This window comes from Rhizobium deserti (assembly GCF_004358025.1).
Lineage (GTDB): Bacteria > Pseudomonadota > Alphaproteobacteria > Rhizobiales > Rhizobiaceae > Neorhizobium > Neorhizobium deserti.
Genome location: NZ_SMTL01000002.1, coordinates 845,787 through 859,819 on the forward strand (window position 1 = coordinate 845,787; position 14,033 = coordinate 859,819).

14 protein-coding genes are annotated in these 14,033 nt (G+C 61.9%); 7 read left to right on the forward strand and 7 right to left on the reverse strand.

Annotated elements, in window-relative coordinates; genetic code table 11:
* Window positions 1-7 precede the first annotated feature (7 nt).
* On the reverse strand, window positions 8-610 hold the full coding sequence (locus tag E2F50_RS10575; protein ID WP_133316080.1) for a superoxide dismutase: 603 nt from the start codon (window positions 608-610) through the stop codon (window positions 8-10).
* Window positions 611-781: 171 nt separating this feature from the next.
* Between E2F50_RS10575 and E2F50_RS10580 the strand changes: the two genes are divergently transcribed.
* Together E2F50_RS10580 and E2F50_RS10585 are read left to right on the forward strand one after the other, a co-directional pair.
* Entirely contained in the window at window positions 782-1,120 is a 339-nt protein-coding gene (locus E2F50_RS10580) for a hypothetical protein (RefSeq protein WP_133316081.1), read from the forward strand.
* 95 nt (window positions 1,121-1,215) lie between these two features.
* Window positions 1,216-1,947, forward strand: coding sequence for a sulfite exporter TauE/SafE family protein (locus E2F50_RS10585; RefSeq protein WP_133316409.1), 732 nt, complete (start codon window positions 1,216-1,218; stop codon window positions 1,945-1,947).
* Window positions 1,948-1,957: 10 nt separating this feature from the next.
* Here the strand turns inward: E2F50_RS10585 and E2F50_RS10590 are convergent, their stop codons facing one another.
* The 4 genes from E2F50_RS10590 to E2F50_RS22935 all read right to left on the reverse strand — a co-directional run bounded on the left by E2F50_RS10590 (window position 1,958) and on the right by E2F50_RS22935 (window position 7,402).
* Window positions 1,958-5,392, reverse strand: a complete 3,435-nt coding sequence (locus tag E2F50_RS10590) for a class I SAM-dependent DNA methyltransferase (RefSeq protein ID WP_133316082.1) — start codon at window positions 5,390-5,392, stop codon at window positions 1,958-1,960.
* A gap of 68 nt (window positions 5,393-5,460) precedes the next feature.
* Window positions 5,461-6,348: a branched-chain amino acid aminotransferase gene (locus E2F50_RS10595; protein ID WP_133316083.1), complete on the reverse strand. Its 888-nt coding sequence runs from the start codon at window positions 6,346-6,348 to the stop codon at window positions 5,461-5,463.
* Window positions 6,349-6,628: 280 nt separating this feature from the next.
* Complete coding sequence (locus E2F50_RS10600; RefSeq protein ID WP_133316084.1) at window positions 6,629-7,132, reverse strand: hypothetical protein; 504 nt, start codon at window positions 7,130-7,132, stop codon at window positions 6,629-6,631.
* Window positions 7,133-7,240: 108 nt separating this feature from the next.
* Complete coding sequence (locus tag E2F50_RS22935) at window positions 7,241-7,402, reverse strand: hypothetical protein (RefSeq protein WP_161974089.1); 162 nt, start codon at window positions 7,400-7,402, stop codon at window positions 7,241-7,243.
* 207 nt (window positions 7,403-7,609) lie between these two features.
* Between E2F50_RS22935 and E2F50_RS10605 the strand changes: the two genes are divergently transcribed.
* From E2F50_RS10605 to E2F50_RS22940, 3 genes are all read left to right on the forward strand, one after another.
* The gene (locus tag E2F50_RS10605; protein WP_202615448.1) at window positions 7,610-8,341 is read left to right on the forward strand and encodes a gamma-glutamylcyclotransferase; all 732 of its coding nucleotides are present in this window, start codon (window positions 7,610-7,612) and stop codon (window positions 8,339-8,341) included.
* Window positions 8,342-8,406: 65 nt separating this feature from the next.
* Entirely contained in the window at window positions 8,407-9,066 is a 660-nt protein-coding gene (locus E2F50_RS10610; protein WP_133316086.1) for a glutathione S-transferase family protein, read from the forward strand.
* Window positions 9,067-9,254: 188 nt separating this feature from the next.
* Window positions 9,255-9,569 carry a helix-turn-helix domain-containing protein gene (locus E2F50_RS22940; protein WP_281029200.1) on the forward strand — a complete coding sequence of 105 codons (315 nt, stop codon included), beginning with the start codon at window positions 9,255-9,257 and terminating at the stop codon, window positions 9,567-9,569.
* 6 nt (window positions 9,570-9,575) lie between these two features.
* Here E2F50_RS22940 and E2F50_RS10620 read toward each other — a convergent pair whose 3' ends face one another.
* Both E2F50_RS10620 and E2F50_RS10625 read right to left on the reverse strand, forming a co-directional pair.
* Window positions 9,576-10,619: a hypothetical protein gene (locus E2F50_RS10620; protein WP_133316088.1), complete on the reverse strand. Its 1,044-nt coding sequence runs from the start codon at window positions 10,617-10,619 to the stop codon at window positions 9,576-9,578.
* A 153-nt stretch (window positions 10,620-10,772) separates the two neighbouring features.
* Window positions 10,773-11,666, reverse strand: a complete 894-nt coding sequence (locus E2F50_RS10625) for a LysR family transcriptional regulator (protein ID WP_133316089.1) — start codon at window positions 11,664-11,666, stop codon at window positions 10,773-10,775.
* Between the two features lie 118 nt (window positions 11,667-11,784).
* On the opposite strand from E2F50_RS10625, the gene E2F50_RS10630 reads away from it, so the two are divergent.
* Together E2F50_RS10630 and E2F50_RS10635 are read left to right on the forward strand one after the other, a co-directional pair.
* The gene (locus E2F50_RS10630) at window positions 11,785-12,960 is read left to right on the forward strand and encodes an MFS transporter (RefSeq protein WP_133316090.1); all 1,176 of its coding nucleotides are present in this window, start codon (window positions 11,785-11,787) and stop codon (window positions 12,958-12,960) included.
* A gap of 22 nt (window positions 12,961-12,982) precedes the next feature.
* On the forward strand, window positions 12,983-14,020 hold the full coding sequence (locus E2F50_RS10635; protein ID WP_133316091.1) for an aldo/keto reductase: 1,038 nt from the start codon (window positions 12,983-12,985) through the stop codon (window positions 14,018-14,020).
* Window positions 14,021-14,033 lie beyond the last annotated feature (13 nt).

Here is a 14,033-nt window from a genome sequence, read left to right on the forward strand (position 1 = left end):
GCCGAAATTACTTGGTTGCGGCTTCGTAGCGTTCCAGCACGTAATCCCAGTTGATCAGGCTGTCGACGAAGGCTTCCAGATATTTCGGGCGGGCATTGCGGTAGTCGATGTAATAGGAATGTTCCCAGACATCGACGCCGAGGATCGGCTCCGCGCCGTGAACCAGCGGGTTCTCGCCGTTCGGGGTTTTCGAAATGACGAGCTTGCCGTCCTTGACCGAAACCCAGGCCCAGCCGGAGCCGAACTGGGTGGTGCCGGCGGCGATCAGGTCCGCCTTGAACTTGTCATAACCGCCCAGATCGCTGTCGATGGCGGTGGCGAGCTTGCCCGGCAGCGACGTGCCGCCGCCGCCCTTCTTCATCCACTTCCAGAAATGGATGTGGTTGTAGTGCTGGGCAGCATTGTTGAAGAGGGTCTGGTGCGTGCCGAAAGACTTCTTAACCACTTCCTCGACCGACAGATCGCCCATGCCGGCTTCGGCTGCGAGCTTGTTGCCCATGTCGACATAAGCCTTGTGGTGCTTGTCGTGGTGGAATTCCAGCGTTTCCTTCGACATGAAGGGCTGCAGCGCTTCGTAGTCGTAGGGAAGTTCAGGAAGTTCGAAAGCCATTGGTCTACTCCTCTTGGCAAACACTTCGGGTGAAAGCTCGTGCGGGAACATAGGAGCGGCAGGCCCAAGAGGCAACGGTGATCTTGCCAAAAACACCGGCACAGGCGCCAAGACCTTGCGCGCCGAAGGCTCTACAAGGAACGGTCAGGATATCGATTCGGGAGCTACTGCATGAAGACTGCCCTTGTTCTCTCGCTTGTCGTCGGCCTTGCCGGTGCCTCGGTGGCACAGGCATCCTCGGACGATGCCTGGTCCGACTTCCAGACCGAGGTTTCCAGGGCCTGCCTGGCAGCCGCGGCCGGACTGATCGAAAAGGGTAACGTGCTGGTCGATCCCTTCGGCAGCGAGCACTACGGGCTGGCGATCGTCACCGGCGGGGCCAAGGGTGCGAAGACCAAGGGGGCCAAGACGACGATCAGCGCCATCTGCGTCTTCGACAAAAAGACCAAACGAGTGGAGATCGGCGGCGAAATCGCGGCAGACAGGCTGACGGTCAAGGCCGGCCGGTAAGGCGCTCGGTCTTCACGTGCCGGAACCTTGTCGGGCCGCGGCGGTTTAGCGCTGCCTGACGCCAATCCGAAGGAGCCCGCACCGTGTTAGACTTCCTGAGCTCCGACTTCCTGACCTTCGTCGCCATCGGCTTTGCGGCTCAGATCATCGACGGTGCGCTCGGCATGGCGTTTGGCGTGCTGACCACGACGAGCCTGCTGATGGTCGGCATTGCTCCGTCCACGGCGAGCGCCATGACCCATGTGACGGAATGCTTCACCACCGCCGCGTCCGGCCTGTCGCATCTCTACCAGCGCAATGTCGACTGGCGCCTCGTCGCGCGGCTGGCGCCGGCGGGCATGATCGGCGGCGCCGTGGGTGCCTATCTCCTGTCCAATATCGACGGCAAGGCGATCGAGCCTTTCGTGTCCGTTTATCTGATCGGCGTGGGTCTGTTCATTCTCTACAAGGCCTTTCGGCCGAAATGGCCGCGCGACGTGCATGACTGGATCGTGCCCTATGTGGGCGGCGCCGGCGGCCTGCTGGACGCCATGGGCGGCGGCGGCTGGGGGCCGATCGTCACGAGTTCGCTGCTCGGCCGCGGCCATGATCCGCGCAAGGTGATCGGCTCCACCAACCTGACGGAATTCGCCGTCACCACGGTGATCTCCATCACCTTCATCATCGCGCTCGGCTGGTCGGAACTGTCCTCGGCGCTGGGGCTCATTCTCGGCGGCATCCTGGCCGCGCCGGTCGGGGCGATCATCGTCAAGCACCTGCCGGTCAAGCCGCTGATGATCATGGTGTCGCTGATCATCATCGGCACGGCGGCCGTGCGGTTCGTGTGACGCTTTCGGCTCAGGCCGCCCGCCGCCAGGCGAAACTGCGGCCGTCGGCGGTCGAGACGAGACCCATGCGATAAAGCGAGGCAAGCACGGCGGCGACGGCCGGGCGCATCTTCTGGCCCTGTTTAAACCGCGCGGCAATGGCCGACGCATCGGCAAAGCCTCCCGCCTCGATCAGCGCGTCGATGACCAGCGCCGTTTGTTCCGAATCGCCGGCCGGGAAACTCGGCTTGGCACTCTTGGCAGCCACCGTTTCGGCCAGGCCGAAATCCGCTTCCAGCTGCTCGGCCTTCTCCTTGTCCGAACCGAAGCGCGGGATCTGGTAATCGGGCCGCAGCCAGCGCACCAGGCCGCGCTTTTCTTCCTTTGCCCGCTCCTTGTTCAAGGCGACAAGGTTTGCCAACACTTCTTCCTCGGGCAAATCGACCGGCCAGCCATAGGCATCGGCTACAGCCTGATCGAGCTTTTCGTGCAATTCCTTGATGATCAGCACGAGGCCGTCATCGAAGATGCGGCGCTCCTTGGGCTCGAGATCGTCCGGCCACACCCCGGCTTTGAGCCGCTCGAGCACGTTGTAGAGGCCGGTCAAGGTCAGGTGTGGATGGTCTTCCAGCACCCGCTTGCGGTGCGCATCGAGCTCTTCGGCGATGCCGCCGATGGTGTGTTTTTGCTCGTCGGTGGCGGCGGGGAATGGGAAAGGGTCGAAGCAGCGGGATTTGGAATAGCGGGGATCGTTGCCCATGCCGAGCCAGCCGCCTGCACGCAATGCCCAAGTGACGTGGAAGCGCGACGAGAGGACGCCTAGTGGATAGCTACCGCTAAGGCCGATAGCAACTAGCATGTTGTCCGGCAGGATCGAGGCGTCGAGGAACTGAAAGACGCGGTGCTTGGCAGTTTCGACCGTGGCGATGTAACGGGGGAGGTTGACGACGCACTTCCTTAGCTCAGGAACGTTTTCGCCAAAGAGCCACCAGTTGAGCTTTCTGTACTCACGATTGTTCCAGTCGCGGCCTACGAGCTCCTGTTCACCTTTCTTGTTGATGGTGATCTTCTCCTTCACCTCCAACTTGACGTGCTGGTAAACCTCCGGAAACTTCTGGCGGACTTCTTCTGCCCCAAGACCGAACAAGTCAATGACCATCACACCGCGAGGCCGGTCCATCAGATCACGACCGTTGCGATACGCCTTAATGTATCTCTGCAAGTCTAGAACTCGTCCAAGGCCCAAGTTCCAAGCCACTTGCGGTGAAACAATAAAGCCTGCGCCATGAAGGACCACTCCCCGCGAAGCGATGCCATCGTTGGAAATGAGTTCTGTAACAGACGCTAAATCCACCCCCACCGTCAGATCCGAGTTGATCTTCCCGCGCGTCTCCTCAAACAGGATCACCGGGCTGTCGGTCTCCACCGCCTCTTCCGCCGTCACCTCCAGCAGGCGGCCATCCTGCTTGCCGGCCTCAGCCACCGTCATGGCGATGCGCACGGCCGCGCTATCGCGCGTCACCTTGGTCCAGGGGTGGTCGGGGATGGCCATGACCAGCGAGAGCGGCTTCTTGGCGGAAAGATGCGGCTCCATGACGCGTCGCTGGAACACCTGGCTGATGGAATTGGTGGTGACGAAGCCGAAGCGCTTCAGCCTGCTCTTGGGCTTCAGGAGGCTTTCCGCTGCGCGGTCCCACCAGTACATGACGAAATCGGCGCTTTCGTTCATGTGCTTGTGGGCCTTCCACAGGGCTTCAGCTTTGGCCCCGCCAAGACGGGCGCGCAAATCCTTGCCGCCGATGAAAGGCGGGTTGCCGACGATGTAATCGGCCTGCGGCCAGTCCGGCCGGCGCGGGTTGGGATAGGTTTCCACCCCCTCCTCCACCTTCGGCAGAGGGTATCCATCCCATTTCAGCACCGCATCCATGCTTTGGATGTTCTTGAACGCCTTGAGGATCGGTTCCGACGGGGCGACGCCGCGGTTGCGGAAATGCCATTGCAGATGGCCGATCCACAGCACCAGTTCGGCAATCGCCGCAGCGCGCGGATTGAGCTCCAGGCCCAAGAACTGGTGCGGATCGACCGTATGGCTTTCGAGCCCCAGCCGTTCCTGGCCGCCGAGATCGACCAGCGCCTCCAGCACCTCGCCTTCCAGCCGCTTCATCAGCTCAAGGGAAACATACAGGAAGTTGCCGGTGCCGCAGGCCGGATCCAGCACCCGGATGTCGCAGAGCTTGTCGTGGAAGGCTTGCACTGTGGAGATGGCAGCCTCGGCCTTGCCCTCCGATTTCTGCCGGTCGGCGGTGGAACGCGTTTTGTCCCATTCAACGCGCAATGGATCGATAACGGTGGCGATCACCAGCCGCTCCACATAGGCGCGCGGCGTGTAATGGGCGCCCAGCCGGCGTCGGTCGGTCGGGTCGAGCGCCTGTTCCAGAAAAGTGCCGAAGATTGCCGGCTCCACGTCGCGCCAATCGTAATTGGCGGCAGCCGCAAGTTCGCCGATCTCCTCCTTCGCGAGCTTCAAGGTCCGGCGGTTCTTGAAGAACTCGCCGTTGAACTTTTTCACCTTTTCGCGGATCGTGGCGGTAAAGCCGCCCTCGTCCATGGCCTTCCAGAGATCCTCCATCATGCCGGGAAAGATTTCCGGCTTTTCGGCGCAATCCTTGAGCAGCGCCTTGAAACTGTCCTTCGGCAGAAGCTCGACATCCTCGGCGAACATGGTGAAGAGCATGCGCATGAGGAACATGGCCACTTCTTCGGTCGCATAGCCCGATTTTTCCAGCGCCTGGCTGACCTTGGCAATACGGGCGGCGATCTCGCGCGTCACCCTTGCGGCGTGGCGCGACGGATCGAGCGACAACGGATCGGTCCAGATGGCGACGAGGCGGTCGCGCACCTCCTTTTGTCGCAGGTCTTCCAGGTAGATGCGGAAGGAGCGGCGGTCGGGAAATTGGTCGTAAGCCTTCCCGTCGCGGCGGAAATTGGAATAGACCTCGATCGCATGGCCCACATCGCAGACCAGCACAAAGGGCGGCGGCTCATGGGCGGCCGGCAGAAGGCGTACATAGTTCTCGGCCTGCGCGCGGGCATTCATCATCAGCACGTCCCAGGCGCGGTTGGCGCTGGCACGGCGCCCGCGAGGCGCGCTTTCCATGCCCGGAAGCTGCGGCACGTCGGCCATTTTCTTGTCGCCGACAATGCGGCTCTGCTTGGCTTCGAGCACGAAGCAGTCGCGCTTGTAGAGGTCGATGCGCTTGGAGGATGCGGTGCCGTCGCGGGCGGCTTCCTTCACCACCCGCTCGAAGACATAATCGTTATGCTCATGGCTGGCGCCGGCCGTATCGGGATGGGGCAGTCCGAGCAGGTCGCAGAGTTCGACGAGGAACATGCCGTAATTGGCCCGCTCCTGGCCGCCTTCCTGGCCCTGCCAGCGGGCGATGAACGCCTCGATCTTTTCCTGCACTCTCGTCCCCTGCCGGTTTGCTTCGGCATTCTTAATGCGGCGGGGACGAGACGCAAGATGGTTGTGCCTCAGGCGTCGTTTCGGCCGCCGGACCGGGCCCAGTCCATGTAGACTTCCAGCGCCTTGCGGGCCACCTGGCCTTCCTGCAGCGACCGATCCTCGAACTTGGTGACGGGGACGATCTTGGAATAATTGCCGGAGGTGAAGATCTCGTCGGCATCGGCGAAATCCTCGACGGTCAGCGTCGTTTCGCGGACATCGAAGCCGGCCTGGCGGAGCAGGCCGATCAGGCGTGAACGGGTGATGCCGGCGAGGAATGTGCCGTTCGGGACCGGTGTCATCACTACGCCGTCCTTAACCAGGAAGATGTTGGAGGATGCGGTCTCGGCGACATTGCCGTTCATGTCGCGGGCGAGCGCATTGTCGAAGCCGCGGTTGCGCGCTTCGAGGATCATGCGGCCGCTATTGGGGTAAAGGCTGCCGGTCTTGGCGCCGGTCATCGCCACTTCCGGATTGGGGCGGCGATAAGGTGAAACGGTAAGCGAAGAGGGCTTGGCCGTGTGCATCGGCGCTTCGAAAAGGCAAAGAGCAAATCGGGTCGATTCAGGATCGGGCGTCACAACGCTGAAGGGCATGCCGTGTTCCACCCAGTACATGGGCTTGATGTAGATCGCCGTCTTGCCGTCGAACTTCTTGACGCCTTCGAGGGCCAGGCCCTCGATCTCCTGCGCCTTCATCACCGGGTCCATGCCCATGTTGGTGGCCGAGCGGTTGACGCGCTGGCAGTGCAGGTCGAGGTCCGGCGACAGGCCGTCGAACCAGCGGGCGCCGTCGAACACGGTCGAACCCAGCCACATGGCATGCGATGTCGGCCCGATCAGCTTGGGATTGCCCTCCATCCATTCGCCATCCACATAAGTCCAGGTGGTGCTGCGGGGGGATGTATCGACGGGCATGATGTTCTCCTTGAATGCCATAAACGCGCAGGAGTGAAGGACCCGCCGCCGCGCTAGGTCAAGCGAGAATCCGAGATGAGACATCACAAATTTGATGATTCGTGCGTAGTCAGGTCATCATCTGTAACCAGCTGCAGCCCGACCGGTTGTCTTAGTAGGCTGATGCGGACGAGTGCTCGCTAAGATGTCAAGCCGATGCGGCGCCGAGTATAGGAAAGCGTCTACCGCCGACCATAGGCGGTGGATGGCGGGGGCTGGCCGCCCCCTCGGCCCAAAAAACCTACTGCCGCTTCAAATCCAGCTGGGTGGTGACGACGGATTTGCCCGACTTCGGATCCTGGTCGATGGTGCGAATGCGCAAGCCGTCCTCGCCGACTTTCTGGATGGTCATCTTCGCATCGCGGTCGCCATATTCCGGCTGAGCCCAGGTCACGTTGAAGGCAATGGTATTGCCGGCGCGGCTGCCGACAAGCTTGGAAGGCTTGCCGGACACGCCGACATAATTGCCGGAATAGGAGTTTCCGGCCGTCTTAACCTCGGCATTGAAGCTGCGCGACACGACGGCCAAGGCCCGGCAGGTGCCGTTCATGGAAAAGCTGGCGGCCTCGGCATCGGACTGCATCTTGCACGATACGTTGACATTCTTGCCGCCGATGCTGGTCAGCACTTTTCCACCGCCCGTCCATTGCCCTTCTATGGACTTCAGGAAATCCTCTTCCGCCGCAAAGACGCCCGAGGAGATGGACAGGGCACAGGCCGTGGCTGCCGCGAATAAAGCTCGCATGATAAACTTCCTCTTCAGTTGAGAGGGAGGAACTTCGTCACAAAGGGCTTTGTTCCGTCATCCAACCCGTCCGTTGCGGCCTGTTCCGGCGCAAATCGGTATCCGCCGTCACTGGGCAGGCGCCGGCATGACATTCGGGTCGGAGGGTTGTGCGGTGCCGGGCTGCATGCGGCTGTCGCCCAGCGGCCAGCGGCTTGTATCGTTCAGCCATACGAGGCTCAGAACGCAGCCGAGCAAGAATACGAGCAGAATCACGAACAACCAACGCATCACAAAGGGCTCCCCATATTCCATTCCCCCGCCGGGAATGGTTTCCGTTCAGCTTTAACGGGCGCCTTTGAACAGAATAGTGGGGCGAGGATGCGGCAAGGCAGCAAACGGGCAGCAAACGTCCCGCAGCCGGATTGACAGGTTGGCGCAGCGGCGCCACTTTGCCCTTGTCATTCACCCTTCCCGCCTGCCGATCAAGTCATGCCCATGTCTGCCATGTCGCTTACCCAGGAACTGGTCGACCTTTGCTTTCGCGAAGAGATCGATCCCGGCCTGCCCTCCGGCTGGCAGCCGCTCAGCGATGCCGATTATGCTGCGATCACCGAGCGGCTGGTGATGGAGATCGGCGATGAGCCCTTGTGGATCTTCGCCTATGGCTCTCTGATCTGGAAGCCGGGCTTCGATTCCATCGCGTCCCGGCGCGCCACCGCCTATGGATGGCACCGCTCGTTTTCGCTGCGGATCGAGCGCGGCCGCGGCTCGCCCGATCAACCGGGTCTGATGATGATGCTGTCGCGCGGCGGGCGCTGCGACGGGGTCATCTACCGCGTCGCCGATGAGGACAAGCGCAACCAGATCGAAAAGGCGCTGCGCCGCGAGGTCAGCCACCAGGACAGCCTCAGCACGTTCCGCTGGCTGCCGGTACGCACGACGGAGGGCGAAACCGTCCGCGCCCTGACCTTCTGGGTCGGCGGAAACAGCCCGCGGATCCTGCGCCCCGTCCTGCCTCTCGAGGAGGTGGCGCCGGTCCTGGCGCGGGCCTGCGGCCATCGCGGCTCCTGCGCCGAATATCTTTACAATACCGTGGTGCATCTTGCCGAGTTTGGCATACGCGACCGTAATCTGTGGCGGCTGCAGGACATGGTGGCCAGGGAAATCCGGGCGCTGCACGAAGACCGGGCGGGGGCCAGAGAGAGCGACGGGAAAACGCTTGGCTAGCCTTGCTTGTCTGCGATCAACCAAGCCGTTACCGATGGTTTCCGCAACCGGTTGGGAGGCCAGGCATGCGTCCGATCCTTTATTCGCACCCATTCTCGTCCTATTGCCAGAAGGTGCTGATCGCGCTTTACGAAAACGACACTGAATTCGATACCCGCATGCTGGGGCCGGACGATCCGCACGCCTATCGGGAACTGACGTCGATCTGGCCCGTCAAGCGCTTTCCGATGCTGATGGACCAGGGCAAGCCGGTCTTCGAGGCTTCGATCATCATCGAATATCTGCACCTCAAATATCCCGGCCCGGTGCCGCTGATCCCTGTCGATATGGATGCGGCGCTGGAAGTGCGCATGCTCGATCGCTTCTTCGACAACTATATTTCCACGCCGCAGCAGAAGCTCGTCTTCAACGCCATCCGGCCGGAAGACAGCCGGGATGCCTATGGCGTGCAGGAGGCGCGCGACATGCTGGATGCCGCCTATGGCTGGCTCGACGGGTGGATGGCAAGCCGCGAATGGGCGGCCGGCGACGGCTTCAGCCTGGCGGATTGCGCCGCCGCGCCTTCGCTGTTTTATGCGGACTGGAGCCACCCAATCGGGGACCGTTTCGCGAATGTTGCGGCCTACCGGCAGCGGCTGCTGGCGCGTCCCTCCTTTGCCCGCGCCGTCGATGAGGCCCGGCCCTACCGGACATTCTTTCCGCTTGGCGCACCCGATCGGGATTGAAGCCTTCCAAGTGATTGCGACTTCACCGTTCCGCAATGCCGGCGTTGCGGCGAAGGTCCGCGTGCGGGGCCGGTTTCAATTCCGCCCAAAAGGCTTTAATCGCTGTACTGGCCCAACATTCATCGTTTCGCTTTACACCGGGAATTTCTGGCCGAATGAAGCAGGTAGGAGAGCGCCTAAGGCTTGCGATGAGGCTCAGGGGGTTCAGCAAGCAGATGGCATTCGCTTCGGAGATTGGAGTTAGCGAAAGCGTCGTCAGCCGCTGGCAGCGGGGCAATGGACTGTCTCTCGCCAATACCATCCGCGTCTGCGAGGTCCTGGATATTTCTTTGGACTGGCTGCTTCTGGGCCGTGGCACGATGGAAGGCCATCGCCCGCCAGCAAACACCGGCCCAAGGGATCGGCTCCAGAAGGCAACAGCCCAACTGCCGGACACGGTGATAAACGCCATGTCCGCCCTGGCCGAAGCGATCCAGGTGGCGGAACACCCGGATCGCCGCTGATGCCGATTATCGGCTGACGAACCAGAGTGTGCTGTCAGGGAGATAATCATTGAAGATCATCCCGATCTGCTTGGCCTCCCCATTTAGCTTGTAGTGAACGAGATAATGGTTTTCCGGTTCGAGCGGAATATCGATGGCTGGTTCAAAGGCCATGATCTGCTGCAACGAGCCAGCGGTCACAAGGCTGCCCTTGGCGGCCCGGGCGAAGAGCGTGGACTGCGACCAGTTGGTGACCGTGATATCCGTGATGTCGCTAGCTCGGGTCTGGTACTCGACGTCTGCCAGGCCCCGAAGCCGAGGGGCGGAGGCGATCGACTGCAGCGTCTGACTGCCTGGCGCCTTGGGGAAAAGCAGCTGGGCGATCTTCATCGCATCCACCTTGACCGAATAATTGTGGCTGTCCTTGACGGTGATCCAGAGGACCTTCTCGAATTCCACATTGACTTCGATTTCCAGTGACATGGGAAAGGCGAGCATGACGCGACCGGTCGACTCGTCCTGGACGGCAAAGAGGATGGCGTAAGAATACACGGTCTTATGGGCCTCCCGCTTTTGCCAGAAGATCCAGGCATCGCCGTCCTGCGATTTCAAATTGGTGAAGGCATCGGTCACGGCGGCAGTGATCTGGTCGATCGACTTCTGGCCGAGCGCCACGCCGATTGCCGTCTTGAGAACATCGAGGATCTTGTCGATCATGCCGGAGACGACCGAGTTTTCTTGCGATACGGTCGACTGGTAGCTGTTCATGATGGCCAGCTTGTATTTGCTGTCGGCCGGCGGCAGCGCCTGGTTGAAATCGACGATCAGCTGGCGCGCCCTGCCCGCATCGAAACGGCCGGTCGCCGTGTCGATGGCGCCATTGAGCAAGGCTCCGATACCGAGTGCCTGTGTGACATAGTCGATGTCGTCGAGCGCCATGATCTCCTGGTACTGCTCCTTCTGGTCGACCGCAGCCTGAAGAAAGACAATCGGGCTGCGTTTGCCGGTCAGACTGCGAAGCTGAGGGCGTGAAGCATGGGCTGGGGCGGGATTGGTGACGATTTCATTCATGGTATGATCTCCCTTGAGGATGAGCCTATCTCATCACGGGAAATCTATCAGTTATAGTTATCTAAGGTTGTGTTTGTGTTGACCTGCGCCGCAAGACAATTGCTGGGCGCGCAAGCGTTTCTACTAAGCCTCGCAGGCAAGATCTTTCTGGCTTCAAATCCGTGCGGCTAGAAATTCGATAAAGGCGCGAATGCGCACCGCCAGATGATCATGGCCCGCATAGACCGCGTGGATTTCCTCTATATCCTCGGGATTGTAATCCTCCAGCAGCGGCAGGAGATGGCCCGCCTCAATATCCGGCTCCACGTGGAAGCGTCCGACGCGACCGATGCCAAGGCCATCCATGCACCATTGCCGGATGATCGAGCCGCTCGAGCCCTTTAGATTGCCGGAAACCGGCAGCAGTTCCACCAGGCCTGTTTGCGGATCGCGAAAAGCCCAGCCTTCGCGCGAGCGGCGGAAATTGAAGTTGATGCAATTGTGGTTGAGAAGATCGGTCGGCATCTTTGGCATGCCGTGGCGCGCGACATAATCCGGCGAAGCGATCACCACCTGGCGGCTTTGTCCCAGCCGGCGTGCCATCAGCGAGGAATCGCGCATCGGTCCATGGCGGATGGCAATGTCGACCCGGTCGCGGATCACGTCCACCATATCGTCCGTCAAGGTGACGTCCAGCTGGACATCCGGGAAGGCTTCAAGGAATTCTCCCGCCAGCGGCAGGATATAGCGCTCGCCGAAGCCGACGGAGGCGTTGACCGAGAGCGGCCCGCGCGGCAGCATCCGCCCGCCGCCGGCAACGATCTGCTCCGTGTCGGCGATCTCGGCAAGGATGCGGCTGGCCCGAGCCAGATAGGTTTCGCCCTCAGGCGTCAGCTGCAGGGTGCGGGTGGAGCGGACAACCAGCCGCGTGCCCAGCCGGTCCTCCAGCCGCGTCACCAGCTTGCTGACCGCCGACGGCGACAGCTTCATCTTTCGCCCTGCGGCTGAAAAACTCTTCAGCTCCGCCGCCAGCACAAACACTTCCATTTCTCCGGCGCGATTGTCCATCCGCTTACCTGTGACTTTACTTCACAAATCATTATCCGCTTGTGCAGCTACACAGGCAAGCGATCCAGGCAGATATTGCACTGCATCAAGTCCACTTTATTCGGATTGGAATCCTCCTATGCCTCTCGCTCTTTATGCATTGACTGCCGGCGCCTTCGGTATCGGCGTCACCGAATTCGTCATCATGGGCCTGCTGCCGCAGGTCGCTTCCGATATCGGCGTCTCGATCGCCACCGCCGGCCTGCTGATTTCCGGCTATGCGCTCGGCGTCGTCGTCGGCGCTCCGGTGCTGACCGTGCTGACCGGTCGCCTGCCCCGCAAGACCGTGCTGATCGGCCTGATGCTGATCTTCATCATCGGCAATGCCATCTGCGCGCTCGCCTCCGACTACACGATCCTGATGGCCGCCCGCGTCGTCACCGCCCTGGCGCATGGCACATTCTTCGGCGTCGGCTCGGTGGTCGCCACGAAGATGGTCGCCCCCGACAAACGCGCATCGGCAATCGCCGTCATGTTCACCGGCCTGACGGTCGCCAATATTCTGGGCGTTCCCTTCGGCACCTGGCTCGGCCAGAACTACGGCTGGCGTGCCACCTTCTGGGCCGTGTCGCTGGTCGGCATCCTGGCTCTTGCGGTGATTGCGCTGCTGCTTCCGAAAGATGCCCAGGCCCCGGAAGCCTCCGACTGGCGCGCCGATCTTGCGGCCATCTCGCGCCTGCCGGTCGTCCTCGGACTGCTGACGACGGTGCTCGGCTATGCCGGCGTGTTCGCCGTCTTCACCTATATCGCGCCGCTGCTGACCGATATCGCCCACATGCCGCAGACATGGGTTTCGCCCATCCTGCTGGTCTTCGGCGGCGGCCTGATTGCCGGCAACATCCTCGGCGGCCGACTGGCGGACCGCAACCTGCGCATGACCGTGCTCGGCACGCTGGTGGCGCTCGGCGTGACGCTCGTGCTTTTCCCGACCGCCCTCCTGAGCCAGGTCGGCACCATCATCTTCGTCGGCCTGCTGGGCCTAACCGCCTTTGCGACCGTCGCTCCCTTGCAGATGTGGGTACTCGGCAAGGCGCAGGGCGCCGGCGAACAGCTTGCCTCCTCCTTCAACATCGCCGCCTTCAACCTCGGCAATGCGCTCGGCGCCTGGGCCGGCGGCTATACGATCGACCACGGGCCGGGCCTCGGCGCGGTGCCCTATGTTTCGGTCATCTTCCCGGCCGCCGCCTTGGTCATCGCTCTAATTGCCATGCGGGGCGAACGCGAAAGCCGCCAGCCTGCCGTCTCCGCCCATTAAAGCCAGTTGAAGGACAATGATCATGGAATACCGCAGTCTTGGCCAGTCGGGCCTCAAGGTCCCCGTTCTTTCCTTCGGTGCCGGCACATTCGGCGGCTCCGGCCCGCTGTTCAGCCATTGGGGTACGACCGATGTCGAGGAAGCGCGGCGGCTGGTGGACATCTGCCTCGAAGCCGGCGTCAACCTGTTCGATACCGCCGACGTTTACTCGAACGGCGCCTCGGAAGAAGTGCTCGGCCAGGCGATCAAGGGCCGGCGCGACGCAGTGCTCATTTCCACCAAGGCCAGCCTGCCGACCGGAGACGGCGCCAACGACTGGGGCTCGTCGCGCTCGCGGCTGATCGGCGCCGTGGAAAAGGCGCTGAAGCGGCTCGGCACCGACCATATCGACATCTTCCAGCTGCATGCCTTCGATGCCTCGACGCCGGTGGAAGAAGTAGTCTCGACGCTGGACCAGCTCGTGAATGAGGGCAAGTTGCGCTATATCGGCGTTTCAAATTTTTCCGGCTGGCAGATCATGAAATCGCTGGCTGCCGCCGAAAAGCACGGTTGGACGCGCTATGTTGCCAACCAGGTCTATTATTCGCTGATCGGACGCGACTATGAATGGGACCTGATGCCATTGGGACAGGACCAGGGGCTCGGCGCGCTGGTCTGGAGCCCGCTCGGTTGGGGCCGCCTGACCGGCAAAGTGAGCCGCGGCAAGCCTCTTCCGGAAGGCAGCCGCTTGCACGAGACGGCGGATTTCGGACCGCCGGTGGAGGACGAGCTTCTTTACCGGGTGGTCGATGCGCTGCAGGAGATTTCTGGAGAGACCAGCAAGACGGTGCCGCAGGTGGCGATCAACTGGCTCACCTCGCGTCCGACCGTTTCTTCCGTCATCATCGGCGCCCGCAACGAGGAGCAGTTGCGCCAGAATCTCGGCGCCGTCGGCTGGTCGCTGACCGATGGCCAAATCGCCCGGCTGGATGCGGCCAGCGCAGTAACGGCGCCCTACCCGCATTTCCCCTACCGGCGGCAGGAGGGCTTTGCCCGCCTCAACCCGCCGCTTGCCGGGTAAAGCTGCCGCATTA